The sequence below is a fragment of the Arthrobacter zhaoxinii genome (genome assembly GCF_025244925.1).
Lineage (GTDB): Bacteria > Actinomycetota > Actinomycetes > Actinomycetales > Micrococcaceae > Arthrobacter_B > Arthrobacter_B zhaoxinii.
Genome location: NZ_CP104275.1, coordinates 789,645 through 814,284, shown reverse-complemented (window position 1 = coordinate 814,284; position 24,640 = coordinate 789,645). Strand labels below are relative to the sequence as shown.

The window sequence follows — 24,640 nt, the reverse complement described above, 5'->3', positions numbered from 1 at the left end:
AGTTTTTCCGTGCCGGAGGCAAGCCAGGTCCCGGCTGCCCTGTCGGTAGCTGCACCCTAGCCGCGTTTAGCCTGCTCGGCCAGCGAGGTCTCCGGCGGCGTGTCGGAGCCCCGGCGCCGGGGCTCCTCCGGGAGGGCTCCTCCGTGGGGGCTCTCGACAGCACTCCAAGATGGCCCTAGGGTCGGGACAATCCGTGCTGCTTCTCCGCGGGCGGGCCAGGGACGGCAAGTTGTATCCGTGGTCCGCCGGCGGAGGGGCTGCTTTCGGAGAAGAAACGTTTCCATATCCCAGCGAAGAAGAGGTTCAACGTGGCACCTAAGAATCTGCAGGACGTCCTGGACGCGAGCGGCAATGTCGTGGATCGGCTCCGCAATTCCCAGATCGGAGCGTACATCTATCCCGTCGTGGCGCCAGAGTTCAGCAACTGGCGCAGCGAACAGCGGGCCTGGCGCGAGACGGCGGTGTTGTTTGACCAGTCCCACCATATGGACAACCTGTTCATCAAGGGCCCCGACGCCCTGAAGCTGATCTCTGACACCGCGGTCAACAGTGTGGCGAATTTCCCGGTCAACAAGGCGAAGCAGTACGTTCCCACCGGCCCGTCGGGCCACGTCATCGGTGACGGCATTCTCTTCCACGAGGACGACGACGAATACATCTACGTGGGACGAGCACCGGCTGCCAACTGGCTGCTGTTCAACGCCGAAACCGGTGGTTATGACCTCGACGTCCAGGTTGACCGGCGCTCCCCCTCACGGCCGATGGGCCGCCCGGTATCCCGCCGCTACTGGCGGTTCCAAATCCAGGGCCCCAACGCCTGGCAGATCATCGAGCAACTGAACGGCTCCTCAGTGGAGCAGCTGAAATTCTTCAACATGGACCACATGAGCATTGCCGGCGAACGGGTCCGGACGCTTCGCCACGGCATGGCCGGAGCTCCGGGGCTGGAGATCTGGGGCGACTACGGCTCCTATGAAAAAGTGCGGGACGCCATCATGGAGGTCGGCGCGGAGTACGGAATGGCCGCCGTCGGCGCCCGCGCCTATCCGTCCAACACGCTCGAGTCCGGCTGGATCCCTTCTCCGCTGCCGGCCATTTACACCGGGGAGGAGCTGCGGCCGTACCGGGAGTGGCTGGGAGCGGACAGCTACGAAGCCTCCAACGCCATTGCAGGCAGCTTTGTCAGCCCGAACATCGAGGACTACTACCTGACCCCGTGGGAACTGGGTTACGGATCCTTCGTCAAGTTCGACCACGACTTCATCGGCCGGGAGGCCCTGGAACAGATGGACCCGGCAGCACAGCGCCGCAAGGTGACGTTGGACTGGAACGCCGAAGACCTGGGGAAGATCCTGGCCTCACCGTTGAGCACGGAGGAACCGTATAAGCACTTCGACCTTCCCCTGGCCAACTACGGTTCCTCCAACTACGACTCCGTCATCGATGCGGACGGAAACGTTGTGGGCGTCTCCATGTTCACCGGATACTCGGCCAACGAGCGCCGCGGCCTGTCGCTGGCAACGGTCGATCCGTCGGTGCCCCTGGGTGCCGAACTCCGGGTGGTGTGGGGCGAGCCCGACGGCGGCAGCGCCAAGACAACCGTGGAACCGCACCGGCAGTTCAATGTGCGTGCAACCGTGAGCCCGGTGCCGTTCTCCGAAACGGTCCGCAAGGAGTACAAGGGCGGCTGGCGTACGGGGAACAGCCCGGCCTGACGCGGCCGCGCCGGGCGTTGCAGCGTCCGGCGCGGCCCCGCAGTGCCGTCCAACACCACCGGCCATGAGATTCCTCGCAGCTGCCGGCCCGGAGCCGCTTCAGGACGCGGAACCTGCCGAAAGGGGCCTGTTTCCGGGGATTTAGCTTAAGGGCATGAAGCTCTCCTCGCTTACTTCGGCGGGGTTCCTGGCCGGGGCGGCCGCTGTTGCCGGGATCAGCGCTGCCGCCGCACTGCAGCGGGATCCCCGGCCGGCTGCACTGCTCATCCGCGGGGTCTTCGCCGGTGCAGGCAGGGTTCCGGTGAAGAAGGTCCTTCCCCACATCCCGCGGTTCACGGTGACCGGACACCGGAACCTTCAGTATCTGGCGTCGGAGGGAAAACCTTCCCTTGACCTGTTCCTGCCTGACGTTCCGGCCCGGAAACCGCTCCCGGTGGTGATGTGGATCCACGGCGGAGCATGGATTTCCGGCTCCAAGGACGATGTGGCGCCGTATCTCAAGCTCCTGGCCGGTTACGGTTACGCCGTATTGGGGGTCGGGTATTCCATCTCCCCCGAAGCCGTCTATCCAACCGCGGTGAAAGAGCTGAACGCTGCGCTGGGCTTCATCCGCGAGCGCGCGGACCGCTACGGACTGGACCCCGACCGGATTGTCCTGGCCGGCGATTCCGCCGGCGCGCAGCTGGCCGCACAGCTGGCCCTGGTCATCACCAACCCGGAGTATGCCCGGGACACCGGGGTTATTCCCGCCGCCGGTCCCGGGCAGCTGCGCGGAATCGTGTTGAACTGCGGCGTCTTCGACCTGGACTCCGTGGCCCGCATGGCCGGACCGGTGGGCTGGGGACTTCGAAAGGCCCTGTGGGCCTACACCGGCTCCAGGAACTGGGCCGCCACCCCCGCTGCAGACCACATGTGCATTCCGAAACACGTGGATCACCGCTTTCCACCCACCTACATCTCCAGCGGAAACGGCGACAACCTGACCCTCGAGCAGTCGATCCCCCTGGCCGACAGGCTCGAGGACCTTGGGGTACCCGTCCGCCGCAGGTTCTGGCCGAAGGATTATCAACCGAAGCTGGGACACGAATACCAGTTCCAGCTGCACCGCCCCGAGGCGATGGAATCACTGCACTCCACGGTTGCTTTCCTGGCGGACGTGACCGGCGTATCCGCCCTGCCCGGGCGGGCCCCGGAAAAGGTGATCTCCCTTGGCAGGGACCTCCACAAGGACCTCGCCTCCACCAAACGGCGGCTCGCCGCTTAGCTGTAATCCTTACACCGCTGCAACCCTTACACCGCCGGCGTGCAGCGTCAGGTCCGGATGATCACCACGTCCAGCCTCCGCGGCCCGTGCACGCCCTCCACCCGCTGCAGTTCGATGTCGCTGGTGGCACTAGGGCCGCTGATCCAGGTCAGCGGATGCGTGCCGTCCAGGCGCCGCACCGCTTCGGGAAGCACTCCGGCAATATCCCCGGCCCGGACCAGGCACACGTGGTGGTCCGGGATCAGTGAACACGCCCGCCGGCCCTGCCCCGGGCTGCCGTCCAGGATGATGGTGCCGGTTTCCGCTACTGCTGCCGCGCAGCCGGTGACCACGGCGTCAATGCCGTCCAGCTCCTCCACGCTCAGCGGCTCCTCCGGAGAATCCACCACCCGTCCCGGGGCCAGTGCGGTCCAGCGTTCCTCCAGTCCCGCGGGAACCACGTAGGTTCTTTCCCCCGCCAGCAGTTCAGCCACCCGGGCGGGCACCGATGCCTCATCCACCACGCTGACCCCGGCCTTGTAATCCAGCAGCCGGTCGCTGAGCAGTTCGATGAGTCCGTCCTCGTTCAAGCCGGAGCTGTGCCGGTATTTCCGTGGAATCTCCGGTACTTCCGGTGCATCGTGGAGGGCGGACCGCAACCGGTCAAGGATTTCCGTACGGGCGCTCATGCTTGCTCTTTCGACGCAGTGTCTTCGTGCTCTTTTACCCACCAGTCCCGGAAGGACTGCGCAGGCGGAGCCGGGAGGTCCCGGCTCCGGGTCCACCCGGCGGCGATGCCGGGAAGCTTCTTGATTTTCCGATCCGGTCCGGCCGCGAGCTTTCCCAGCGGCAGGGCCTTCTCCACCAGTGCCATCCGCCGCCCCGAGCCCATCATCCAGGACGCCGCCTTCATGGCCACATCCATCTGCCCCGGCACCTTCTTCTTCCCGCGCCGGCTCTGAACATCCTCGGAGCGCAGGTGCACCAGGATTTCCGGGATGTTGATCTTCACCGGACAGGCGTCGTAGCAGGCCCCGCAGAGCGAGGAGGCGTACGGCAGGGACGCATTCTCCTCGGAGGTGATCCCGGTCAGCAGGGGCGAAAGAATCGCGCCGATGGGCCCGGGATAGGTGGAGCCGTAGGCGTGCCCGCCGGTGCGTTCATACACCGGGCAGACATTCATACACGCACTGCAGCGGATGCAGTGCAGTGCCGAGCGTCCCCGCTCATCCGCGAGCGCCGCACTGCGTCCGTTGTCCAGCAGCACCAGGTGGACATTCTGCGGGCCGTCGCCTTCGGTCACTCCCGTCCACAGCGAGGTGTACGGATTCATCCGCTCCCCCGTGGAAGAGCGCGGCAGCAGCTGCATAAACACTTCCAGGTCCGTCCACGAGGGCAGCAGCTTCTCCACCCCCATCACGGTGATCAGCGTTTCCGGCAGGGTCAGGCACATCCGGCCGTTGCCTTCGGATTCGACGACGGCGAGGGTCCCCGTATCCGCGAGCGCAAAGTTCGCGCCGGAGATGGCTACCTTGGCGGAGAGGAACTTCCGGCGCAGGTGCAGCCGGGCCGCTTCGGCCAGCCGTGCCGGGGTGTCGGTGAGGTCCGGATCGACGTCGGGCATCTCGCGCAGGAAGATGTCCCGGATCTGGCTGCGGTTCTTGTGGATGGCAGGAACCAGGATGTGGCTGGGCTTGTCGTGGTCCAGCTGGACAATCAGTTCCGCCAGATCGGTTTCGAAAGCGGAGATGCCCTGCTCTTCGAGGTACTCGTTGAGGCCGATTTCCTGGGTGGCCATGGACTTGACCTTGACCACCTCGTCCGCACCGGCAGCACGGACCAGGTCCCGCACTATCCCGTTGGCTTCCCCGGCGTCCCGCGCCCAGTGGATGACGCCGCCGCGTGCGGTGAAGTTCGCCTCGAACTGTTCGAGCAGTTCGGGCAGCCGGGCCATCACGGCGGCCTTGACTGCGCTGCCGGCTTCGCGCAGTTCCTCCCAGTCCGGCAGCTCGGCCACCACCCGCAGCCGCTTGTCGCGGATGGTGTGTGTGGCGTGGCCGAGGTTGGCGCGCAGCTGGGCGTTGTCCAGTTCCCGCCGCGCCGCCTGCGGGAAGGGCTCGGAGGCGTGCAGGTTGCCTTCGCCGAAGACTGGCACACTGGGCATCCCCAGATAGGTGGAACTCATTGGCGTGCCTTTCCCGGAAGATCAGCAGCGTGCCGGGTCCCGCCGCGGACGGAGCCCGGCGGCGGAGCGGGGTGCTCACGGGTGCTGGCCAGGATCTCCGCTAAGTGCAGTGTGGAGATGCTGCTGCCTTCCCGGGACAGGCCGCCGCCGATGTGCATCAGGCAGGATGCGTCGCCGCCGCTGCACAGCTGCGCTCCGGTGGCGGTGATGTTCGCGTTTTTATCCGCCAGCATGGCCGAGGAAACATCGGCGTTCTTAAGGGAGAAGGTTCCGCCGAAGCCGCAGCACTGGTCCGCTTCGGGCAGCGGTTCCAGGTCGAGTCCCTCCACGGTCCGCAGCAGGTCCGCCTGCCGGTCCCCCAGCCGCAGCAGCCGCATGCCGTGGCAGCTGGGGTGGTAGGTGATCCGGTGCGGATACCAGGAGCCAAGCTGTGCCGCCGCATCGGTGATGCCCAGGACGTCGGTCAGCAGTGCGGAGAGCTCATAGGTGCGGGAGCCGACGGCGGTGGCACGGGTTTCCAGATCTGCGTCGCCTACGGAGCGGGCCAGCATGGCGTGCTGATGCTTCACCGAGGCGACGCAGGACCCCGACGGCGCCACGGCGACGTCGTACTCCTGGGACTCGAACGCCTCCACATGGTTCCGGACCACCGGTACCGCCTCCGGGAAATACCCGGAGTTCAGGTGCATCTGCCCGCAGCATGCCTGACCTGCCGGGAACACGACGTCGTGCCCCAGCCGTTCGAGGATGGACACTGTGGCGCGGGCGGTGGAGGGATACATCGCGTCCACGATGCAGGTGGCGAACAGAGCAATCTTCATGGCTGCCTTTCAGCGGAAGCGCGGCGCTGCGCCTCCTCGGGTGGAACCATCTTTCAATATAACTCCGCCGATTGATATGCCTGAGGCGGGGGAATGTGCGCGGTTTCCGGCTCAGCAGCTGTCATGCGCCGTCTCCCGCACACAGGCAGCCAGGGTTTCCGGGGACAGGCCCAGGGCTTTGGCCTTGGCGACCAGGGCCTCGATGTCGGCGTGCAGGGCGGCCAGCGGAGCTGCAGCCTCGGTCACCACTGCCCCGCGTCCGCGGCGAAGCTCGATCAGCCCCTCGTCCCTCAGCTCCTGGTACGCATGCAGCACGGTATGCACGTTCACGCCCAGGGATTCAGCCACGTCCCGTGCGCTCGGAAGCCTGTCTCCCGGCCGAAGCCGTCCCGCCGCGGCGTCTGCGCGGATCGAGGCGGCCAACTGAGCAAACAGCCGTTCATCACTCGAAGAGTCAACCTTCATGAACACGTAGTAATTCTAAAACTCGAACAAGTTCACCCTGCGCTATTGTCGGGTGCATGACGAATATGGGGAATTCGAAAACAGTGAGTCTCAACGTGACGTCCAAGCGGGCCCGCAGCCGGGGAGAGCTGCTGGTTTCCGCACCTGCGGCCGCCGTGCCGGGTGCCGTCGAGCGTGCAGCACTTCGGCTGCCGAAAATGACATTGACCGGGGTCTGGCAGGACCGGGCCGAGTTCGCGGTCGGCATGACCTGGAAGTCCTACGGGGCCAACATTGTGCTCTCCTTTGAACCCGTCGACGCCGGCACCACACGCGTGCTGGCCACGAGCACTCCGGCGGTCCCCACGACGTTGACTGACTGGGGGCAGGGCAAAGCGCAGCTCACCGAGGTCCTGAGCGCCGTAGCCGCGGAGCTCTAGGGAAGGCCGCTCCGCCCCCTATACCCGCGGACCGTGACCGGCGTTACCTGCGTTAGTCTCGGGAGATGACAAATATGGGGAGTTCGAATCCGGTCAGTATCGATGCCAAGCGGTTCAACGTCACGTCCAAGTGGGCCCGCGCCCGGGGCGAGACGGTGGTCGCTGTACCGATGGACAGCCTGCCCGCCGCCGTCGAAAGGGCGTCGGCACGCCTGCCGAAGATGAAGCTCACGGGGGTGTGGCCCGAACGCGCAGAGTTCCAGCGCTCGGGCTGGAATACGTATGCGCGGATGATTACCGTCGCCTTCGAGCCGGTCACTGCCGGCAGCACGCGCGTGGTGGTCACCAGCACGCCGGCCGTTGCCACCACGGTGCTGGACTTCGGAAAGAGCAGGGGCGACGTGGTCGAGGCCCTGAACGCGGTGTCCGCGGAGCTGTAGGAGCTCAGAAGGCCGGCGCTAACCGTTCCCCGCGCCGGATTCCGCGCCGGATTCCGACGGCAGCGTCGGCGGAATCTCCGGGAGTTGCTGCAGGGACCACTGGTTGCCGTCCGGATCACTGAAGTAAACGAACGTTCCCCAGTCCAGCGGGGTGATCTCGCTGGCGGCCACGCCGTGGTCCACCAGGTGCTGCCGCGCGTCGGCAGCGCTGGGAACCACCACCTGGATGCGCTGGGTGCCGGGAGCCATGTCCGTGGTGCCGGGTCCGATCACCACCGAGCAGGCAGAGCCGGGCGGGGTCAGCTGCACAAAGCGCAGGTTCTCATCGATCCGTTCGTCGAAGTCGGCGTTGAACCCTATTTGGTCCACATAAAAAGCCTTGGAAGCATCCACGTTGGAGACGGGCACGGGCACAAGTTCAATTTTCCAGTCCATGGCCTCCACGCTAGGACCGCCGACGACGGCGCGGAACAGCGCTGCGGACAGCTTCCGTCCTCGTCCGGCAGATTCGGTCCGGACCGCCGGTGCCCGTCACGCCCGGGGCGGCTACACCGCCGCCGCTTTCCGCCAACCGCCGTCCGTATAATCCTTCCGGACAACCTCTGAGAAGGGCACGGGGCTGACGTCCACATTGACTTCGTACTGGCGGTGCGGCTCGACGGAGGATTTTTTGGTCCCGCCTTCCGGCTCGCCCCAGACGACCTTCAGCTGCGATCCGGTCTCCACATCGGGGTTCACAATCGCAAGGGACAGCGGCCGCTTCTCATTCCAGCTGTAGCCGGTGAACATGGAGACACCTACCTCCCGGCCCGCTTCATCGACTACCGAATCGAAATTGGACGCTCCGTAATTCGCATTTGGCAGGTCGAAGAACTTATAGGGCAGCTGGTCCTTCTGGTACATCGAGGCGTGGATAGTTGCTACGTCGTCGCCGTCCCAGGCCAGCGTGACTTTCTTGCGCTGTGCCTCCACGTCCATCGCCTCAAGGGCGTCACGCCCGATGAAGTCATGGTCGAACTTGATGAACGATCCGTAACCCAGTTCCCAGGGGGTGGTGTAGTACCCCTCGACCGACTCCGGCACATAGGAACCGGCCACGGCGGAGTTAGCTTCGAAGCTGTCCGCGCCCAGCCAGCGGCGGTAGCCTGCCAGCTGTTCCCCGCTGTAGATTCCGGGCAGCGGCGACGGAATCCACCCGGATTCGAGGGTGTTGCAGGAGTAGGCGCGCGCACCTGCGGGCTCAAGCCCGAACTCCGCGCCGGCTGCCAGGATGGTGTCCCGGATCCGGTCGTAGTCCTCGTACGGACCCCAGAGCTCGAGCCCGGGTGCTCCCGCCATGCCGTGGCGCAGGGTCCGTACCCGGGTTCCGCCCACGTTCATAGAGGACATGTGGAAAAACTTCAGCTGCTCCAGGGGGCCGCCGTTCACTTTCTCAATGACGTCCCAGGCACGGGGTCCCTGAATCTGCAGCCGCCAGTAGTCCCTGAACACGGGCTTGCCCATGGGGCGCGACGGCGAGCGCCGGTCGGTCTTCAGCTCGACGTCGTATCCCCCTTGCTCCGCGTTGTAGAGCAGCCAGTTCACAGCAGGCGAGCGGCCGACAAAGACGAACTCGGTCTCCGCTTCCCGAAACAGGATTCCGTCCCCGATGACGTACCCGTAGGGGGTGACGGGAACATATTGCTTGGCCCGGTGAACGGGAAAGTTCGCCATCGAGTTGATGGCGGTATCGGACAGCAGCTGCAGGGCTCCGGGCCCGGAGATTCTCAGGTTGTCCATGTGGTGAGACTGGTCAAACAGCACTGCCGATTCGCGCCAGGCCCGCACCTCGTTGCGCCAGTTGGTGAACTCAGCAGCAACGACGGGGTAGACATAGGCGCCCACCTGCACGTTGCGCAGGTAATCCACGGCGTTTCCGGACGCGTCCAGAACCTCCTGCAGGGAATTCGGGGACATCTTCGGTTCCTCTCGTGAACGTCAGTGCGCAGCAGCGGCTGCAGCCTCGTCAAGGTGGGCAATGGACCGGGTGTCCTGGAAAGCCCGGACGCCCTGGATTCCCTGCTCACGGCCCATGCCGGACTGCTTCATGCCGCCGAACGGGGCACGAAGGTCCAAACGGGTTGCTCCGTGGTCGTTGACCCACACGTAGCCGCAGGCCAGTTGTGAACCGACCGCGTTGGCCCGAGCCGGGTCCTCGGTCCAGACCGAGCCGCAGAGCCCCGCCCAGGTGTCGTTGGCCCAGGCAACGGCTTCGTCCTCGGCATCAAACGGAATGATCGGAATCACGGGCCCGAACTGCTCCTCGGTGACCACGCGCAGTTCCGGATGCGGATCAAGGACCAGCGCCGGGCGCAGGAAGTTGCCGTCCCTCAGGTCCGGATCCTCGGGGAGGGTGCCGAAGCGGCGGACCTCGGCGCCGGCAGCCTCCGCCTCCTGGATCAGGTCTTCGACGAAGGCCTTCTGCCCCGGGGAGTGCAGCGGCCCCATGGTTGTTCCTTCGTCGAGTCCGTAGCCCAGGACTGCGTTTTCCAGCCGGGCGGACAGTCCCTGCACCAGTTCGTCCATGCGGGACCGGTGGACGTAGATCCGTTTGGCGTTCATGCAGATCTGCCCGGTGGTATCGAAGACCGCGGCATGGAGCCGGTCCAGCCGGGTGTCGTCCAGGAGTGCATCGTCGAGGATGATGGCCGCGTCGTTTCCTCCGAGTTCGAGGGTGACCCGGGTCAGTGATCCGGAAGCCATTTCCATGATGCGTTTGCCGCCGTTGACGCTGCCGGTGAAACAGACCTTGGCTACGTCGTCGTTCCGGATCAGGCCGGACATGTCGCTGTCCCTGCCGGTGACGACGTTCAGCACTCCCGGCGGCAGTTTCTCGGCAACGCGCTGCACAATCCGGGTGGTTGCCAGCGGTGCGGTGGGCGGCGGTTTGACGATGGCGGTGTTGCCGGCCAGCAGGGCGTGGGGCAGGGACGCGCCGAGGATTGCCACCGGCCAGTTGAAGGGCACTATCACCGTCACCACGCCCAGCGGCTGGTAGGACACGGTGGTGGTCACGGGGATGCCCGGCGCCGGTTCGAGGATCCCGTCCTGATCCACCTGATCGGCCAGCGAGAGGGCAAGCTGCCAGCGGAGCTCGAAGACGAGGGCATCCACCCAGCTCTCCATAACAATCTTGCCGTTCTCACGGGACAGGATGGCCGCGTCCTCATCCCGCAGATCGGCTATGCCGGCAATCGCGTTGGCCATCCGGGCTGCCCGTTCCTGTGCCGACAGTGCAGACCACGCGGGAAAGGCTGCCTTCGCGGCTCCGACGGCGTCCGCCACGTCCTCCGGCGACGCGGCCGCTGCGTGGCCCGCCACGGACCCGGGCCTGGCCGGATCCGCGACTGCCAGGGTTTCCTGCGTGCTCCGGGACTCGCCGTTGATGTACAGCCCTGTGACCGACTGGGTGGAAGTCTTTGTCATCGCCAACACCTCTCTGTGTTGTTGCTGCTGGGTTGCTGCTCAGCTGTGTTCCGGCCGGCACCTCCGGACGCCGCGCGGCAGTGGTCACAAGGTAGCCCACCTTCGGAGTCCGGACAACAGGGTGCGGAAGGCGCCTTCCGGACCTCGGACCGCTCGGTCGCCACCACCGAAGTAAGGCTGCTGAGGAATAAACCCGGCGACGGGCCTTGTTGACGCCTATATGACTGATACGACGGAAAACTCTCCCGCCCTGTCCCCCACCATCGACCTCAAGGATCTCGGCACCGTTCACCGCCTGGGCTTCGGGGCGATGCGCATAGTCGGACCGGGTGTCTGGGGCGAACCGGAAAGCCGCGGAACCGCCGTCGATGTGGTGCGCCGCGCCGTCGAGCTGGGCGTCGACTTCATCGACACAGCCGACTCCTACGGACCGAACATCAGCGAAGAAATCATCGCCGAGGCGATCTACCCGTACCCCGAGGGCGTCCGCATCGCCACCAAGGTCGGCTTCGTCCGTACCGGCCCGGACGTCTGGGTGCCGGTGGGCCGCCCCGAGTACCTGCGCCAGCAGACCGAACTCGCGCTGCGCAAGCTGAAGGTCGATTCCCTGGACCTGCTGCAGCTGCACCGCATCGACCCCAAGGTCGATCCCGAAGAGCAGTTCGCGGTGCTGCGCGACCTCCAGCAGGAGGGCAAGGTGAAGGCCCTCGGTCTGTCCCAGGTCTCCGTTGCCGAGCTGGAAGCCGCGTCGAAGTTCTTCACCGTCTCCACCGTGCAGAACCGCTACAACCTCACCGACCGTTCCTCCGAGGACGTGCTGAAGTACGCCGAGGACAACGGCATCGGCTTCATCCCGTGGGCCCCGATCTCCGCCGGCGAGCTGGCCCAGCCGGGTGGCCCCGTGGACGAGGCCGCCAAGCGCCTGAACGCCAGCACCTCCCAGGTTGCCTTGGCCTGGCTGCTGCGCCGCTCCCCCATGATGATGCCGATCCCGGGTACGGGCTCCATCAGCCACCTCGAGGACAACCTGGGTGCAGCAGACATCTCACTCGACGACGCCACCTTCGCTGAGCTGGACGCCGCCGGCGCCGCCGCAGCACCGGCCAAGTAACAATACTTTCCGCATTTCCGCCAAGCAAAGGAAAAAAGAACGCATGGCAAATATCCTGATGGTTGTATCCGCAGCAGACTCCCTCACCATGAAGGACGGCAGCGAACACCCCACCGGCTACTGGGCCGAAGAACTGGTTGAATCCCACCGCGTGCTGCGCGAGGCCGGACACACCGTCCGCATCGCCACCCCCGGCGGCGTGAAGCCCACCGTGGATCAGGTGTCCCTGGCCCCCGAGTCCGCGGGCAGCCCGGAAAAGGCCGCCGCTTTCACCCAGTACATCTCCTACATCGACGCGGAGCTCTCCTCCCCGCTGGTGCTCGCCGATGCCGACGTGTCGGAGTACGACGCCGTGGTGATGCCGGGCGGGCACGGTCCCATGGCGGACCTGGCGTTCGACAAGGACATGGGCCGGATCCTCATTGAGGCGGACGCCGCGGGCAAGATCATTGCCCCGTTCTGCCACGGCCCGGCCGGCCTGCTGGCCGCCGAGACCGAAGACGGCAAGTTCATCTTTGCCGGCCGCAAGCTCACCGTCTTCACCGACGAGGAAGAGCTGAACGGCGGCACCGGCGAGAACACCCCCTGGTTCGTGGAGGAAGTGCTGCGGACCAAGGGTGCCGAGATCGAAACCGGTCCTGCCTGGACCAGCTACGTGGTCCGCGACCGGAACCTGATCTCCGGCCAGAACCCCCAGTCCAGCGAGGATGTGGCCAAGGCCGTCATCTCCGCCCTGGCTGAGTAGAACATGACGGTCCTGATCGCCGGCTGCGGCGATCTGGGCACGGAAGCCGGCCTGCGGTTTGCTGCGGCCGGCTTTTCCGTGCTCGGCTGGCGCCGCTCCCCGGAGAAACTTCCACAGGAGATCACAGGGCAGGCCGTTGACCTGGCCGCCGGGAACCTGCCGCGCATTCCGGCGGACACCGACGTCGTGGTGATTGCGGTAGCCGCCGGCAGCCGCACCGAGGAGGCCTACCGTGCCGCCTACGTCACCGGCACTTCGAACGTCCTCGACGCCCTGGAACGTGACGGCGTGCAGCCGCACCGGATCCTGTTCGTCTCCTCGACTGCGGTGTACGGTGACGCCGACGGCGGCGAGGTGGACGAGGAAACTCCGGCTTCCCCGGTGTCGGCCACCGGAGCCGTCATTCGGGAAGCCGAGCAGCTGCTGCACGCACGTCGCCCCGACGCGGTGGTGCTGCGGCTGTCCGGCATTTACGGCCCGGGCCGCACCCGCCTGATCGATTCCGTGACGTCCGGAACCGCCGTCGTACCGGCCGGAAGCCAGCTGACCAACCGCATCCACCGCGATGATGCAGCCGCGGCCATCGTGCATCTGACCACCCGGGTTTCGCATCCCGCTCCGCTCTATGTTGGAGTGGATATGGAGCCGGGGGAGCTGGCCGAGGTGCTCGGTTTCCTGGCTGCCGAACTCGGCCGGGAACTGCCGCCGGCGGGCGACACATCCAGCACCCGCGGCGGCAACCGCAGGCTTAACAACCGGCGGCTGTTGGGAACCGGATTCGAGTTTGCGTACCCCACTTACCGGGAAGGCTACCGGGCTGTTTTGGCCGGAGCCGGTGTCCGGCACCCTTAGGATTTTTGTAACCGTACCTGCACCAGGAGCCCCGTGAGCGATACCCCGCCCAAGACCGGAACACGAGACCGCACCACACGCCGCACCAGCATTAAGTACATCCTGATGCTCGGCGCCCTGGCCGCACTGCCGGCCGTGACCACCGACATGTACCTTCCCGCGCTGCCGGAAGTTGCCGAGGACCTGCACACCAGTGCCGCCGCCGCCCAGTTCACCCTTTCCGGCACCCTGCTGGGTGCCGCCGTCGGGCAGCTGGTCATCGGTCCGTTCTCGGACCGCTTCGGCCGGCGGCTGCCGCTGATCATCGGCATTGCCCTGCACGTGGTGGTGTCGCTGCTGTGCTTCCTGGCTCCGAACATCGGCGCGCTGATTGTGCTGCGCCTGCTGCAGGGCTTCTTCAACGCCGCCGCGGGTGTGGTGGCCCTGGCCGTGGTCCGCGACCGGTTCACCGGATCCTCCGCAGCGGCCATGCTTTCCCGGCTGATGCTGGTCATCGGTCTAGCGCCGCTGCTGGCGCCCAGCATCGGGCAGGCCGTTTCGGGACTGTGGAACTGGCGGGCGGTGTTCCTGGCGCTGGCGCTGATCGGTGTTGTCCTCGGAGCGATTGTGCTGAAGTGGATGCCCGAAACGCTGCCGCCGGAGCGGCGCCGGACCAAGGGCGGTGCCAGTACGTTCAGCGGCTTCCGCGTCCTGCTGAAGGACCGGCAGTTCCTGGCCCTGGCCACCGTTCCCGGTCTGGGCATGGCCGTGATCATGAGTTACGTGGTGGGCTCACCGTTCGTCTTCCAGGACGAATACGGACTCAGTCCGGCACAGTACGCCGCAGTGTTCGCGATCAACGGCGTCGGTATGGTCATTTCCGCGCAGCTCAATGCCTGGCTCGTGGGGCGCTATTCCCCCATGGGGATCCTGCGGTTGGCTGTTCTCCTGCTGCTCGGACTGACCTTGCTGTTGCCGGTGATTGTGCTGACCGGACTTGGCGGTGTCGCGGGCCTGGTTGCAGGGCTGTGGCTGGTCCTGGCCATGCACGGCTTCATTGCCTCGAACTCCTCCGTGCTGGCCCTGAACAATTACGGGCACATGGCCGGCAGCGCAGCGGCACTGATCGGCGCGCTGCAGGTGGGCCTGGCCGGGATCATCAGCCCGCTGGTCGGCATTCTCGGCGGCGGAGCCATGGCCATGGTTTCGGTCATCATCGGCTGTGCCGTGCTGATTGTCCTGATTCTGGCCACAGCGACGACGGCGTACCGCGGCGGCGGCTCCAACCGTCCGGGCCGGCGTCGGCTGCGTCCGGAGGCCGAGCCGGCCGGGGCGGCTGGTGCGGAGTCCTAGGACTTTACCCCGCTTACCCCAACTGAACGGGCGGGCCGAGGCGGAGCAGGACGCTGAAGACCACGGCCACGGCTATCAGGGCCACGATCCCGGCGACGATCGGGCGGCGCAGCACGAGGGCGGCGATCCGGTCCACCCCGTTGGCCGGCTCTTCGCCGCCGGGAGCCATCCGCCAGCCTCCGGCCAGCATCCCGCGGCGGTCCACTGACCGCTCAAAGGGAATGGTTGCCCACGGGATCACCGTGGTGGCCAGGCCGAGGATGCCGGTGCGCGCCGGCCACTTCTGGTTGGCCCAGACAAACAGGGTGACAACGCCGTAGGCCAGGAAGACGAAGCCGTGCAGGCCGCCGAAGATCGGCGTCAGGGCCTCGAAATCCAGCACGTATTTGGCGAACATGCCGATAAGGAGCAGGGTCCAGGTCACGGCTTCGGCCAGGGCGAGGGTGCGGAACAGTTTGCGGGGAGACATCGGTGCTCTCTCGGTGGTGGCGGATGCTGCCGCGGCAACCAAGGGTTACCAACGGGTTGTCAGAATCCTACCGCGGCCGTTGGCCTCGGACCCCCACCCAGGGCGCACCTGCGACGAAGATCAACCTTTCCGTCGAGCGCCGTCAGTCATAGGTCAGCGGCTGAGTAATCCATTCAATGTCTCCCCAGGGGTCCATCCGCTGCAGGATGTCGAAGCTGGTGCGGCAGAAGTCCACTACCGCCCGCTGCGGATCGTCATAGGAGAAGGCGTCCTTGAGCGTCAGGATGAATTCGCTGGATCGAGTGAGGAATTCGGCCTTCTGCGGGGCGAGCATGGTCCCGTAGCTGCCGATGTTGGAGAGGAACGGGTACGGCATCACATAGAACGCGGGTTCTGTGGAGGACGGGTCCCCCGGCCAGAAGCCGAACTCGCAGAACCTCTCGTCAAAGCAGTTCACGGCTATTACGCCACTGCCCGGGTACGGCTCCGGCTGGCCGCTGAAAATGGTCCCCGAGAGGTCCATGGTGCCGAACCAGTACGAGGGCGCAAAGACCTTTCCCCGCACCGGCCCGAAGAACTGTCCAAGGCTGCGGTGTGCGAAGTGCAGGTTGTCCAGGAAGAGCTCCACCGCGTGCTTGTCGTAAGTGGCGTGCTTGGTGTCGGCGTCGAACGGCACCGGGTCATAGAATTCCTGCGGCTCGGTGTTGATGGTGGTTGGCGCACCGATGAAATCCAGTGCCCCCATTAGCTGGCGGTAGAAATCCGCCACGCTCAGACCGTCACTGAGTTCCAGCCGGGTACGGATGTAGTTGCTGTTCTGTACGTCCACGTGGTGCTGGCGCAGGTTGAAGTAAATCTCGAAGTTTGCGGCGGGACCGGGGATGATCCCGGTACCAATACCCTGGACCGTGAGCGGCATCCGTACATGGCCCCATTCCGGTTCCGGATAGCTGCGTTCCAGCTTCACCTTGCCTGCCACCTGCAGGTACAGGTGCAACGTGTCGGCCGTGGCCTGCCAGTCCGGATAGGTCAGGAAGTTCTTGTCCATGGGAAGCGCCTTCAGTGGAGGGGCGGACAGCTCATGTGCTGCTCCCAGTGTGAAACCAGCTCCGGAGCCGGTCAACGGCACGTTCCGGCCTTGGGGTGGACTCCCCCTTTGTTCCGGCAAGGGAGGCACATCCGGCGGGCTGGCAGTCTGCCTTGTCTTGCCGGCGGGACTGCCGTGAGTTGCTAACCGGCTGCAGGTTCCACCGAACGTCCCCGGGTTCCGCCGAGGGTTGCCCGCAGGTTTGCCGGAAAATCGGTAATCACCGCGTCAACGCCCAGTGCAAGGACCGCCGCGGTGGCTGCGGGTGAGTTAACCGTGTAGACCCACAGGCCAAGGCCTGCCGCCCACACGGCGGCCGCGCCGTCGTCGGTCAGGGACCTATGGTCGGCTACCACTCCCTCCGTCCGAGGATCCAGCCCGTCCAGGAGCAGGGCATCCGGATCGGTGCCTACCAGCTGCCATGCCGGCAGGCCCAGGTCAGCTGCTTTGCGGACAGCCGCCGGGTCGAAGGAACTGACCGTTACCCGCTCGGTTTCACGCAGCCGCAGCCAGTCATCGTGTTCAGCCAGCATCCGGGCGATGGCCTGTTCAACGCCGGGTGAGCTGGCGGGTTCCTTGACCTCAAGATTGATGCCCAGGTCATAGCCCACCGCTGCCGGCAGGTCTGCCAGGAACATGATGCCCTCCCCTGCGTACTGGCCGGCAACGTGGCCTCCGGCGTCGAGCCGCCGGAGTTCTCCTGCCGTAAACGAGGTGATCGGGTCCTTTGCCCGCAGGGGATACACCTCCGCGACGTTAGTAGTACGAAGGCCCGTGTTGTCGTGGAAAAGGAAGAGCTCGCCGTCGGCCGTCAGGCGCACATCGGTCTCGACCATGTCTGCCCCCGCGGCTCTGGCCTCGATGAATGCTGCTGCCGTATTCTCCGGCGCCGAACCGCTGTTTCCGCGGTGCCCCACCACCAGCGGAATGAGAAGTGCCGTCGGTCCTGTTTTGTCTGCCACCTGGCGGCTACCTCGTCACACTTCGCACATATTGTTTTCCGCGCCTCCGGAATCGGGGCTTGTCCTCGTCGATCCTAGACCTGCCGCGTGGAGCCGGCCGAATTCCGTGTCAGTGGCCACGGAGGCAGGTGTGCCACGCTGATTACCCGCGTTTGCCGGTCAGTGAACGCTAGGCTGACGGGGCGTGAATACCTGTTGCAGGGTTTCAGTCCACATACCGATCTGGGGGAAATATGCGGTTGCACCACGTCCAGGTTTCAATACCTGCCGACGGCGAGGACTCGGCCCGGCGATTCTACGGCGAGGCGCTGGGGCTGACTGAGGTGCCCAAGCCGCCCTCGTTGGCCGGGCGTGGCGGCTGCTGGTTCCGGGCGTTCGACGGCGAGGCCGTGGTTGCCGAAATCCATCTGGGCATTGATTCGCCGTTTGTTCCTGCGAAGAAGGCGCATCCCGCACTCGTGCTGGACTCTGCCCACGCGCTGGAGGAGCTGGGCACCCGGCTGCAGGCGCACGGATTCGAGGTGTCCTGGACGGACCGGCACACTTTCGAGGGATATGAACGGTTCCATTGCAGGGATCCGTTCGGAAACCGGGTGGAGATTCTCTCTCCTCCGGCTGGTTGATCGCCCACCATTGCGCCCGGCGCCATCCCCGTTTCGTTTGTGGACACCTTCAATCCGGGACTTCCCTCGTTTGCTGGGGCGTTTTCCCGTCCACTGCTTGAGCTGTGTAAGTGGCGCCCGTGTTCTGCGTCCGTGGTGCGTTTAGCGCTCCTGTCCACGCCTCTGATTTATAGGTGTGTGAGCGATCGTGAGGTTGGTTTTAGCGAGTAGGTAGTGGTGTTTTAAAGACGAGTATTCTCGATTTTCGGGAGGGTCGGTTTTGGCCTGTTTTCGGCCCGGAAATGTCAGTGCCGGGTGAAATCCTGAGGGTATGGATCAGCTCGGGAACACCGAACCGACAACCGAAGAGCAGGATCATGACGACCAGCAGCCACCAGGCCCGGCTGGCAACGAGGATGCTTCGCGCACGCCCTGCACGCTGGCGGTATATCGGGCGGTTCCGGCTGTCAGTGGTGACGGTACGGGCTCCGACGACGACGGCACTCAGGTCGACACTGACGCTTCCACGGACACCAACCGCGACTCCGGGTCTACCGAATCAGCCGCAACTCCTGCTGCCACCCTCTTTGACGCACCCATTCCCGTCCCCGGGCCCGCACCTGATTCCGCGTCCGGCTCGGCTACCGCTGAACCTGCAGAGCCCGCCACAGGTGCCACCGGAGTTGACGGCTTCCCGGACGGTTTCACCGGGGTGCTGGCGATGGCGAACCTGGAGTCCTTCGACGAACATGCCACAGGTGAGGTGTTGGCCCGGCTGTCGCATTTGGTTCGGTAGACGCAGGCCCAGCAGGCCCGCGCGATCAACCATATGGAGGAACTCTTCCGGAAGGACCTGTCACCCACATGGGGGAAGGACGGACCGGGGATCGCGTTCAGCCTCGCCGCCTCCGAATGCGCCGCGATCCTGAACGTTCCGCAGACCACCGCGCAGGGAATGATGGTCGAAGCGGTCAGGCTCTGCAGCACCCATACCGCCACCCTGACCGGACTGGAAGAAGGACGGTTCAGTTACGCGCACGCCCAGGTGGTCCTGGATCAGTGCCAGAGCATTCCCGACGCGAAGCTTCCCGGGTTTGAGGCGGAGCTGCTGGGCAAAGCCGAAGGCGTGACCCGGGCGCAGTTCTGTGCCAAAGCCCGCCGGCTGCGGGAGCAGACCTATCCCGAGACCATCCCCGAACGGCATCAGACGGCCTTCGAGAAACGGAAGGTGGTCCTGGAACGCGACGAGGACGGCATGTCCTGGCTCTCCGCCCATCTACGGGCCGAGCATGCCCAGCAGATCTACACGGCATTGTGTACGTCGGCTGGGGGTGAGCAGGCTGACGGGGATCCGAGGACAGCGGACCAGCTGCGTGCCGACATCCTGTCCCAGCTGCTCATGGGCGGGCTTGGTTCGTCCCGCGAAAACGGTGCCTCGAAGGCAGGTCGCGCGTCGGACAGCGATTCACGCAAAGAGGGTTCCGCAGGTGTTCTGCCGCGGGCGGAGATCATGGTGTTAATCAACGCGGAAACGTTGTTTGGTGCCGATGAGCAGCCTGCCGAACTGCACGGCTACGGGCCGATCAGCGCTGACGCAGCCCGCAGACTCGCACGCAACGCTGTGCATTGGACCGGGCTAGCCCAGGACCCAACCACCGGAGAGATCCTCGGGGTAGGCAGACGCCGGAAAATCCCCGCAGGACTGGCCCGCTGGTTAAGGGCCCGCGACGGAACCTGCCGGTTCCCCGGCTGCCGGGTCAGCACCGCGGTCACGGAGATCGACCACACCACCGATTGGGCGAAAGGCGGGGACACCGAACACGGAAACCTGGAACACCTCTGCCGCCGGCACCACCGGTTCAAAACCCTGGGCTTCTGGAAAGCCGCCCAACCTGAACCGGGGGTCATTGAGTGGACGTCCCCTGCCGGGCGGGTGTACCGGACCGAACCGTTCCTGGAACTGGGACCACCGGATGCGGACCTGTACCAACGCGGGGATCCCAGGCGAGGGCGTCCCAAGCAACAGGATTCACGGCAGACCGAACCTGGCCAGGAACCCGCACCGCCATTCTGACAACCGGAGAATTCGAGTGCGGAGCCCCGGGGACCGAGACTTGCGGCTCGGGGCATCCAGTTGCGATATCCGTCGAACCGCCGGTGTTAGCCTGAGCGGATCAATCCGAGTGGTCGACCACCCGTTGCGGCTGCCCTGCCTCGCGGATGTGGCGCTACTGGACTGTGTCACCGCGTCACCGCCACCGCCGAAACCAGGGAGCTGCATGTACTCCGATCTGCCCGCCGATCAGCTCGCCGCCTACCGGGGCAGCACCAGTGCACCGGAAGATCTGGACCGTTTCTGGGCAGAGACCCTGGATGAGGCACGGACGTATCCGCTGGCAGTAGAGGTCACGCCCTATCCCAGCGGGCTGAGGACCGTGGAACTCTACGACGTGGTGTTCCCGGGCTTCGGTGGCGAACCAATCCGTGCCTGGCTGCGGCTGCCGGCCCGGAACCTGCGCGAGGACAGCGACGGCCCGCTGCCCGGCGTCGTGCAGTTTGTCGGCTATGGCGGCGGACGCGGCGATGCGCACGAGAACCTGTTCTGGGCTTCGGCCGGATTTGCCCACCTGCAGATGGATACCCGCGGACAGGGCGCCGGTTGGAGCAAGGGCGCCACCCCCGACGGCGCGGGCAGCGCCGGCCCGCAGGTCCCGGGCATGATGACCCGCGGCGTGCTTGATCCGCAGACCTACTACTACCGCCGTTTGTTCACCGATGCCGTGCGCGCGGTGGAGGCGATGCGGTCCCTGCCGCAGGTGTCCTCGGTGCAGGTGGATCCAATGCGGATAGCAGTGCTGGGGCAAAGCCAGGGCGCAGCGCTGGCCCTGGCGGTGTCGGCGCTCTGCCCGGACGTGGCCGCCGTCGTCGCGTTCGTGCCGTTCCTGAGCGATTTCCCGAGGGCAGTATCCGTCACGGATTCCTATCCGTACCGGGAGATCCGGGACTACCTCGCGGTCCAGCGCGGACAGGTGGAAACCGTGATGGAGACGCTGGCCTACTTCGACACCGTCAACCTGGTGCCGCGGGCCACCGCCCCGGCACTGTTCTCGGTGGCGCTGATGGACACCACCACTCCCCCGTCCACGGTCTACGCCGCGTACAACACCTACGCCGGGCCGAAGGAGCTGACGGTCTGGCCGTTCAATGGTCACGAGGCCGGAGCAATCGAGGACGACGTCGCGGCGCTGGCATTTCTGCAGAAGCAGCTGGCGGGTTAGCCCGGGTTCTCGGCCGTGAACAGCTCGCAGACGGTGTTGTAGTACCGGTCCGTGGTGCCCCGGGGAATCATCCCGATCTTCTTACACACTCGCATCGACGCCGTGTTGGCAGGGTTGGTCACGGCCACGACCTGCGGCAGCCCCGCAGCGAACGCGTGTGCCAGCACAGCCACACCGGCCTCCGACGCGTACCCCTTGCCCCAACTGTCGGGATGGAAATGCCAGCCGATCTCAATGTCGCCGGAGGGTTTTCTTTCCGGTCCCGACGCCGGAATGGGCTTGAGCAGCAGAGTCCCGGCCAGCTTCCCGGTGTCCTGTTCCTGTACCGCCCAGATGCCGCAGGTTCCGTCGTCCCTGCGGGTCCATGCCTCGATCAGGGTGGTCGCCTCGGACCGATCCCTCATCAGCTTCGGATCGACGCCGAGAAAACGCTGCACCTCCATGCGGGAGTACAAATCGAGAACGAAATCCGCATCCTCGGCGGTGAAGGGGCGAAGAGTCAGCCGAGCGGTCTCCAGGGTTTGCATCCGGGAAGTCTACAGCGGCTGAAAGAGCAGGTCAGAGGCCGGCAGGCCCGGCCCCGCCCGGCATCTCCCCCGACGGGTCCGGTTCCTTCAGCTCCACGAAAAACACATGGGTGTCCGTCTCTCCAGTGTTTTCACCGTAGTGCTCCTGGGCGGGAAGCCAACGAACGGCACCCGCGGGCAGTTCCACGTCCATTCCGCCGCCCGGGGCGGGAGTCGGTCCGCCCGGAGCGGGAGCCGGTCCGCCCGGCCCCGGCAACGGCCCGGGACCGGCTCCCGGACCTGCTCCGGGTCCTGGTCCCGGTACTACCCCGGGTCCCCCGCCCGAGTGCAACCGCCGCCGAAAGGGACTGGCGGTGAGCATCACGCTGTCCGGATGCCGATGCATAACGCTGGTATGGCCGGGACTGTCGCGGTACTCAAGCACGCGCACGCGATCGTTTTCGAACACCACTTTGTAATGGTCGGGATTGGACTCGACGGGATCCTGAGTCATACCTCAAAGGGTAGGCCGGTTTCCCGTCAGGAAACAGGACAGCCCGGCGGTTAGGCAGCAGCGATCCGGTAAGCCAGTCGATGCTCCTCACCGGGAGCGAGCACAATCAGGCCCTCCCCGGAATTGAAGGCGTCCGGTGGGCAGGTCATCGGTTCGACGGCGACGCCGAGGCGGTCCATCTTCTCGCCGGAGTAGACCTGCAACCACGGTGCATCCTTGCCGACGGAGGACAGCACGGAGCCGACGCCGGTCTCCGGGTCGGTGAGCGTCACCTGCCAGTCGCCGTCGGGCAGGCCTGTGAAGGCATGGTCCGCAGTGCGGGCACCGATCGGTTCCGGAGCGGAGAAGGCCAGCACGGTGCCCGCGGTGTCCCGCAGTTCGCTCAGGTCCAGCGGCCTGCCGGGCTGCTCGGGACCGCCGAGAACCTGCGCGGCGGGAACGTCCAGCACACAGCGGTCCACCGACACCTGGTCTGCAGTGAGGTACGGGTGCGCCGAAACGCCGTAGGGCGCGGACGCGGTGCCGGCGTTGACGGCGGTGAGCTCCACACTCAGCCCGGACTCGGCGTCGAGCGCATAGACCGCTTCCAGCTCCAGCTGGAACGGATACCCGGGCTGGCCCATCAGCCGGTGCCGCAGCACCACGCGCTCCGGCGAGGATTCAACAACATCCCAGGCGTCCCAGGCCACCAGCCCGTGCAGGGCCATCCCGGTCTCGGGTTCATTGACCGGAACCTGGTAGTCGGTGCCCTCGAAGGTGTAGCGGCCGCCGACAATCCGGTTCGGCCAGGGCATCAGTACCTTGCCGGTGAAGGCCTGCGGGATGGTGTCCGGATCCAACGGCAGCACCAGGTGCCGGCCCCCGCGGGTCAGCCCGGCGAGCGCAGCCCCGACGGGCAAAATGGTGGCCCGGTAATCCCCGGCAGCCAGTTCGACAGGATGGCCGTTGGGGCCGAAAGAGGTTCTCATGCGCCGATCCTACCGGGCTGCCGGCAGCGTCGCAGTTCCGGCAGCCTGCCGGTAACGCTGCAGCACCCCGGGGGCGGGATCGGCCGTCACCACCACCGACGCGCCGTCGTTCCAGGCAGGCCAGGCTCCGGTGAGCAGGGCGGCAGCCTGACGGGCAGCACCGTCCGCGACGTACTCCCCCGGACTCGGGACGGTGACCGGAAGGCCGAAGACAGCCGCAATGGACTGCTGGATTGCCTCGGACCGGGCCGCGCCGCCCACCAGAATCACCCGCTGGGCGGAGACCCCGGTGTCCTTCAACGCCGCGAAGCCGTCCGCGAGCGAGCAGGCCACGGCCTCGACGGCGGCACGGGCCAGGTTCGCCGGGGTGAAGTTCCGCAGCGTCATACCGTGCAGGGACCCGGTGGCATCGGGCAGGTTGGGGGTGCGTTCGCCCTCGAAGTAAGGCACCATCACCAGACCGTCGGCACCAGCCGGAGCGGAGAGGGCCAGCCGGGTCAGTTCATTCAGGTCCACCCCGAGCAGGGCCGCGGTGGCGTCCAGCACGCGGGAGGCGTTCAGGGTGCAGGCCAGCGGCAGGAAGTTGCCGGTGGCGTCGGCAAAACCGGCCACCAGACCGGTGGCGTCCGACGTCGGAGCGTCGGCGACCGCAAACACGGTGCCGGAGGTGCCGATCGAGACCACCACGTCCCCTACCCCGGCAGCAACACCCAGTCCGGCCGCGGCGTTGTCGCCGGCACCCGGGCCGATCAGGGCACCGGCCGGGGTACGGCCGCCGGCCTCGAGCGGGCCCAGTACGCGGGGCAACTGCGGGACATGGCCGAGGGTCTGTTCGAGGACCTCCGGCAGGTACTTCCCCGTGGACGGGGACCAGTAACCGGTGCCGGAGGCATCGGACCGGTCGGTGGTCAGCGCTGCCAGCCCTTCGGCGCCGCTGCCGGGGCCGAAACCGGCCAGCCGCCAGCTCAGCCAGTCATGCGGAAGGCAGACAGCAGCCGTTCGGGCGGCGTTTTCCGGTTCGTTCTCCGCCAGCCAGCGCAGCTTCGTGGCAGTAATGGAGGCCACGGGCACCGATCCCGTGGTCTCGGCCCAGTAGCGGGCGCCGTCGGGTCCGGCGTCGGCAACGAGCTTGTCCGCAGCCGCAGCGGAACGCACATCGTTCCAGAGCAGGGCCGGGCGGACAACTGCACCGGTTTCATCGAGGCAGACCATGCCGTGCTGCTGCCCGCCCACCGAGACGGCGTCGACGTCGTCCAGTCCCCCGGCGGCCGCCGCCGCTTCTTGAAACGCAGCCCACCACGCTTCCGGGTCAACCTCGGTACCCGCCGGGTGGCGGGCCGTGCCCTCGCGCACCAGTGCGCCGGTGTGTGCGTCGCGGATGACTATTTTGCAGGACTGGGTGGAGCTGTCGACTCCGGCAACGAGGGGCATGGTGGTGAGCCTTTCAAAGGGCGCTGCCGC

26 protein-coding genes are annotated in these 24,640 nt (G+C 66.1%); 12 read left to right on the top strand and 14 right to left on the bottom strand.

Going from position 1 to position 24,640, the window contains the following annotated elements; genetic code table 11:
- The first annotated feature begins 308 nt into the window (after positions 1–308).
- Together ligM (N2K95_RS03800) and N2K95_RS03795 are read left to right on the top strand one after the other, a co-directional pair.
- Complete coding sequence (gene ligM, locus N2K95_RS03800) at positions 309–1,715, top strand: vanillate/3-O-methylgallate O-demethylase (protein WP_260652995.1); 1,407 nt, start codon at positions 309–311, stop codon at positions 1,713–1,715.
- A 154-nt stretch (positions 1,716–1,869) separates the two neighbouring features.
- On the top strand, positions 1,870–2,979 hold the full coding sequence (locus tag N2K95_RS03795) for an alpha/beta hydrolase (RefSeq protein WP_260652994.1): 1,110 nt from the start codon (positions 1,870–1,872) through the stop codon (positions 2,977–2,979).
- A 47-nt stretch (positions 2,980–3,026) separates the two neighbouring features.
- On the opposite strand, the gene N2K95_RS03790 is transcribed toward N2K95_RS03795, so the two are convergent.
- The 4 genes from N2K95_RS03790 to N2K95_RS03775 all read right to left on the bottom strand — a co-directional run bounded on the left by N2K95_RS03790 (position 3,027) and on the right by N2K95_RS03775 (position 6,429).
- Positions 3,027–3,647 (bottom strand): LutC/YkgG family protein, encoded by a 621-nt coding sequence (locus N2K95_RS03790; RefSeq protein WP_260652993.1) that lies wholly within the window; start codon positions 3,645–3,647, stop codon positions 3,027–3,029.
- Positions 3,644–5,143, bottom strand: coding sequence for a LutB/LldF family L-lactate oxidation iron-sulfur protein (locus N2K95_RS03785; protein WP_260652992.1), 1,500 nt, complete (start codon positions 5,141–5,143; stop codon positions 3,644–3,646). The genes N2K95_RS03790 and N2K95_RS03785 overlap by 4 nt, the downstream gene beginning before the upstream one ends.
- Positions 5,140–5,964 (bottom strand): (Fe-S)-binding protein, encoded by an 825-nt coding sequence (locus N2K95_RS03780; protein WP_260652991.1) that lies wholly within the window; start codon positions 5,962–5,964, stop codon positions 5,140–5,142. Before N2K95_RS03780 ends, N2K95_RS03785 begins: the two co-directional genes overlap by 4 nt.
- Before the next feature lie 111 nt (positions 5,965–6,075).
- Positions 6,076–6,429: a GntR family transcriptional regulator gene (locus tag N2K95_RS03775; protein ID WP_407080113.1), complete on the bottom strand. Its 354-nt coding sequence runs from the start codon at positions 6,427–6,429 to the stop codon at positions 6,076–6,078.
- 56 nt (positions 6,430–6,485) lie between these two features.
- Between N2K95_RS03775 and N2K95_RS03770 the strand changes: the two genes are divergently transcribed.
- Positions 6,486–6,848 carry a hypothetical protein gene (locus tag N2K95_RS03770; protein ID WP_260652989.1) on the top strand — a complete coding sequence of 121 codons (363 nt, stop codon included), beginning with the start codon at positions 6,486–6,488 and terminating at the stop codon, positions 6,846–6,848.
- Between the two features lie 65 nt (positions 6,849–6,913).
- Positions 6,914–7,288: a hypothetical protein gene (locus N2K95_RS03765; RefSeq protein WP_260652988.1), complete on the top strand. Its 375-nt coding sequence runs from the start codon at positions 6,914–6,916 to the stop codon at positions 7,286–7,288.
- Positions 7,289–7,306: 18 nt separating this feature from the next.
- On the opposite strand, the gene N2K95_RS03760 is transcribed toward N2K95_RS03765, so the two are convergent.
- The 3 genes from N2K95_RS03760 to N2K95_RS03750 all read right to left on the bottom strand — a co-directional run bounded on the left by N2K95_RS03760 (position 7,307) and on the right by N2K95_RS03750 (position 10,753).
- The gene (locus tag N2K95_RS03760; protein WP_260652987.1) at positions 7,307–7,723 is read right to left on the bottom strand and encodes a VOC family protein; all 417 of its coding nucleotides are present in this window, start codon (positions 7,721–7,723) and stop codon (positions 7,307–7,309) included.
- 111 nt (positions 7,724–7,834) lie between these two features.
- Positions 7,835–9,244 carry a vanillate/3-O-methylgallate O-demethylase gene (gene ligM, locus N2K95_RS03755; RefSeq protein WP_260652986.1) on the bottom strand — a complete coding sequence of 470 codons (1,410 nt, stop codon included), beginning with the start codon at positions 9,242–9,244 and terminating at the stop codon, positions 7,835–7,837.
- A gap of 21 nt (positions 9,245–9,265) precedes the next feature.
- Positions 9,266–10,753, bottom strand: coding sequence for an aldehyde dehydrogenase family protein (locus tag N2K95_RS03750; RefSeq protein WP_260652985.1), 1,488 nt, complete (start codon positions 10,751–10,753; stop codon positions 9,266–9,268).
- 220 nt (positions 10,754–10,973) lie between these two features.
- Between N2K95_RS03750 and N2K95_RS03745 the strand changes: the two genes are divergently transcribed.
- The 4 genes from N2K95_RS03745 to N2K95_RS03730 are packed head-to-tail and all read left to right on the top strand — an operon-like array spanning position 10,974 to position 14,793.
- The gene (locus tag N2K95_RS03745) at positions 10,974–11,864 is read left to right on the top strand and encodes an aldo/keto reductase (RefSeq protein ID WP_260652984.1); all 891 of its coding nucleotides are present in this window, start codon (positions 10,974–10,976) and stop codon (positions 11,862–11,864) included.
- 43 nt (positions 11,865–11,907) lie between these two features.
- Positions 11,908–12,609: a type 1 glutamine amidotransferase domain-containing protein gene (locus N2K95_RS03740; protein WP_260652983.1), complete on the top strand. Its 702-nt coding sequence runs from the start codon at positions 11,908–11,910 to the stop codon at positions 12,607–12,609.
- Between the two features lie 3 nt (positions 12,610–12,612).
- Positions 12,613–13,461: an NAD-dependent epimerase/dehydratase family protein gene (locus N2K95_RS03735; protein ID WP_260652982.1), complete on the top strand. Its 849-nt coding sequence runs from the start codon at positions 12,613–12,615 to the stop codon at positions 13,459–13,461.
- Positions 13,462–13,494: 33 nt separating this feature from the next.
- Positions 13,495–14,793 (top strand): multidrug effflux MFS transporter, encoded by a 1,299-nt coding sequence (locus N2K95_RS03730; protein ID WP_260652981.1) that lies wholly within the window; start codon positions 13,495–13,497, stop codon positions 14,791–14,793.
- 13 nt (positions 14,794–14,806) lie between these two features.
- Here the strand turns inward: N2K95_RS03730 and N2K95_RS03725 are convergent, their stop codons facing one another.
- The 3 genes from N2K95_RS03725 to N2K95_RS03715 all read right to left on the bottom strand — a co-directional run bounded on the left by N2K95_RS03725 (position 14,807) and on the right by N2K95_RS03715 (position 17,311).
- Entirely contained in the window at positions 14,807–15,262 is a 456-nt protein-coding gene (locus N2K95_RS03725; protein WP_260652980.1) for a DUF3817 domain-containing protein, read from the bottom strand.
- Between the two features lie 142 nt (positions 15,263–15,404).
- Positions 15,405–16,310 carry a DUF5996 family protein gene (locus N2K95_RS03720; RefSeq protein ID WP_260652979.1) on the bottom strand — a complete coding sequence of 302 codons (906 nt, stop codon included), beginning with the start codon at positions 16,308–16,310 and terminating at the stop codon, positions 15,405–15,407.
- Positions 16,311–16,492: 182 nt separating this feature from the next.
- The gene (locus tag N2K95_RS03715; protein WP_260652978.1) at positions 16,493–17,311 is read right to left on the bottom strand and encodes a glycerophosphodiester phosphodiesterase; all 819 of its coding nucleotides are present in this window, start codon (positions 17,309–17,311) and stop codon (positions 16,493–16,495) included.
- A gap of 233 nt (positions 17,312–17,544) precedes the next feature.
- Here N2K95_RS03715 and N2K95_RS03710 point away from each other — a divergent pair, with 233 nt between their 5' ends.
- The 4 genes from N2K95_RS03710 (at position 17,545) to N2K95_RS03695 (ending at position 21,191) form a co-directional block, all read left to right on the top strand.
- Entirely contained in the window at positions 17,545–17,934 is a 390-nt protein-coding gene (locus N2K95_RS03710) for a VOC family protein (RefSeq protein ID WP_260652977.1), read from the top strand.
- 310 nt (positions 17,935–18,244) lie between these two features.
- A complete protein-coding gene (locus N2K95_RS03705; RefSeq protein ID WP_260652976.1) occupies positions 18,245–18,709 on the top strand; it encodes a hypothetical protein in 465 nt (154 codons plus the stop codon).
- A 33-nt stretch (positions 18,710–18,742) separates the two neighbouring features.
- The gene (locus N2K95_RS03700) at positions 18,743–19,987 is read left to right on the top strand and encodes an HNH endonuclease signature motif containing protein (protein WP_260652974.1); all 1,245 of its coding nucleotides are present in this window, start codon (positions 18,743–18,745) and stop codon (positions 19,985–19,987) included.
- A gap of 205 nt (positions 19,988–20,192) precedes the next feature.
- A complete protein-coding gene (locus N2K95_RS03695) occupies positions 20,193–21,191 on the top strand; it encodes an acetylxylan esterase (RefSeq protein ID WP_260652973.1) in 999 nt (332 codons plus the stop codon).
- Here the strand turns inward: N2K95_RS03695 and N2K95_RS03690 are convergent.
- The 4 genes from N2K95_RS03690 to N2K95_RS03675 are packed head-to-tail and all read right to left on the bottom strand — an operon-like array spanning position 21,188 to position 24,610.
- Positions 21,188–21,718 carry a GNAT family N-acetyltransferase gene (locus tag N2K95_RS03690; RefSeq protein ID WP_260652972.1) on the bottom strand — a complete coding sequence of 177 codons (531 nt, stop codon included), beginning with the start codon at positions 21,716–21,718 and terminating at the stop codon, positions 21,188–21,190. The genes N2K95_RS03695 and N2K95_RS03690 overlap by 4 nt on opposite strands.
- 31 nt (positions 21,719–21,749) lie before the next feature.
- Entirely contained in the window at positions 21,750–22,211 is a 462-nt protein-coding gene (locus N2K95_RS03685; protein WP_260652971.1) for a cytoplasmic protein, read from the bottom strand.
- Positions 22,212–22,261: 50 nt separating this feature from the next.
- Entirely contained in the window at positions 22,262–23,179 is a 918-nt protein-coding gene (locus tag N2K95_RS03680; RefSeq protein ID WP_260652970.1) for an aldose-1-epimerase, read from the bottom strand.
- A 9-nt stretch (positions 23,180–23,188) separates the two neighbouring features.
- A complete protein-coding gene (locus tag N2K95_RS03675) occupies positions 23,189–24,610 on the bottom strand; it encodes a xylulokinase (RefSeq protein WP_260652969.1) in 1,422 nt (473 codons plus the stop codon).
- Between the last annotated feature and the right edge of the window lie 30 nt (positions 24,611–24,640).

Excerpts from the sequence above, each read along its gene's own strand:
- N2K95_RS03710 (WP_260652977.1), top strand. The coding sequence starts at position 17,545 with ATGCGGTTGCACCACGTCCAGGTTTCAATACCTGCCGACGGCGAGGAC.
- N2K95_RS03735 (WP_260652982.1), top strand. The coding sequence starts at position 12,613 with ATGACGGTCCTGATCGCCGGCTGCGGCGATCTGGGCACGGAAGCCGGC.
- N2K95_RS03690 (WP_260652972.1), bottom strand. The coding sequence starts at position 21,718 with ATGCAAACCCTGGAGACCGCTCGGCTGACTCTTCGCCCCTTCACCGCC.
- N2K95_RS03750 (WP_260652985.1), bottom strand. The coding sequence starts at position 10,753 with ATGACAAAGACTTCCACCCAGTCGGTCACAGGGCTGTACATCAACGGC.
- N2K95_RS03785 (WP_260652992.1), bottom strand. The coding sequence starts at position 5,143 with ATGAGTTCCACCTATCTGGGGATGCCCAGTGTGCCAGTCTTCGGCGAA.
- N2K95_RS03770 (WP_260652989.1), top strand. The coding sequence starts at position 6,486 with ATGACGAATATGGGGAATTCGAAAACAGTGAGTCTCAACGTGACGTCC.
- N2K95_RS03795 (WP_260652994.1), top strand. The coding sequence starts at position 1,870 with ATGAAGCTCTCCTCGCTTACTTCGGCGGGGTTCCTGGCCGGGGCGGCC.
- N2K95_RS03725 (WP_260652980.1), bottom strand. The coding sequence starts at position 15,262 with ATGTCTCCCCGCAAACTGTTCCGCACCCTCGCCCTGGCCGAAGCCGTG.
- N2K95_RS03745 (WP_260652984.1), top strand. The coding sequence starts at position 10,974 with ATGACTGATACGACGGAAAACTCTCCCGCCCTGTCCCCCACCATCGAC.
- N2K95_RS03775 (WP_407080113.1), bottom strand. The coding sequence starts at position 6,429 with ATGAAGGTTGACTCTTCGAGTGATGAACGGCTGTTTGCTCAGTTGGCC.
- N2K95_RS03720 (WP_260652979.1), bottom strand. The coding sequence starts at position 16,310 with ATGGACAAGAACTTCCTGACCTATCCGGACTGGCAGGCCACGGCCGAC.
- N2K95_RS03685 (WP_260652971.1), bottom strand. The coding sequence starts at position 22,211 with ATGACTCAGGATCCCGTCGAGTCCAATCCCGACCATTACAAAGTGGTG.
- N2K95_RS03760 (WP_260652987.1), bottom strand. The coding sequence starts at position 7,723 with ATGGACTGGAAAATTGAACTTGTGCCCGTGCCCGTCTCCAACGTGGAT.
- N2K95_RS03695 (WP_260652973.1), top strand. The coding sequence starts at position 20,193 with ATGTACTCCGATCTGCCCGCCGATCAGCTCGCCGCCTACCGGGGCAGC.
- N2K95_RS03675 (WP_260652969.1), bottom strand. The coding sequence starts at position 24,610 with ATGCCCCTCGTTGCCGGAGTCGACAGCTCCACCCAGTCCTGCAAAATA.
- N2K95_RS03780 (WP_260652991.1), bottom strand. The coding sequence starts at position 5,964 with ATGAAGATTGCTCTGTTCGCCACCTGCATCGTGGACGCGATGTATCCC.
- N2K95_RS03680 (WP_260652970.1), bottom strand. The coding sequence starts at position 23,179 with ATGAGAACCTCTTTCGGCCCCAACGGCCATCCTGTCGAACTGGCTGCC.
- N2K95_RS03740 (WP_260652983.1), top strand. The coding sequence starts at position 11,908 with ATGGCAAATATCCTGATGGTTGTATCCGCAGCAGACTCCCTCACCATG.
- ligM (WP_260652986.1), bottom strand. The coding sequence starts at position 9,244 with ATGTCCCCGAATTCCCTGCAGGAGGTTCTGGACGCGTCCGGAAACGCC.
- N2K95_RS03765 (WP_260652988.1), top strand. The coding sequence starts at position 6,914 with ATGACAAATATGGGGAGTTCGAATCCGGTCAGTATCGATGCCAAGCGG.
- N2K95_RS03790 (WP_260652993.1), bottom strand. The coding sequence starts at position 3,647 with ATGAGCGCCCGTACGGAAATCCTTGACCGGTTGCGGTCCGCCCTCCAC.
- N2K95_RS03700 (WP_260652974.1), top strand. The coding sequence starts at position 18,743 with ATGGAGGAACTCTTCCGGAAGGACCTGTCACCCACATGGGGGAAGGAC.
- N2K95_RS03705 (WP_260652976.1), top strand. The coding sequence starts at position 18,245 with ATGGATCAGCTCGGGAACACCGAACCGACAACCGAAGAGCAGGATCAT.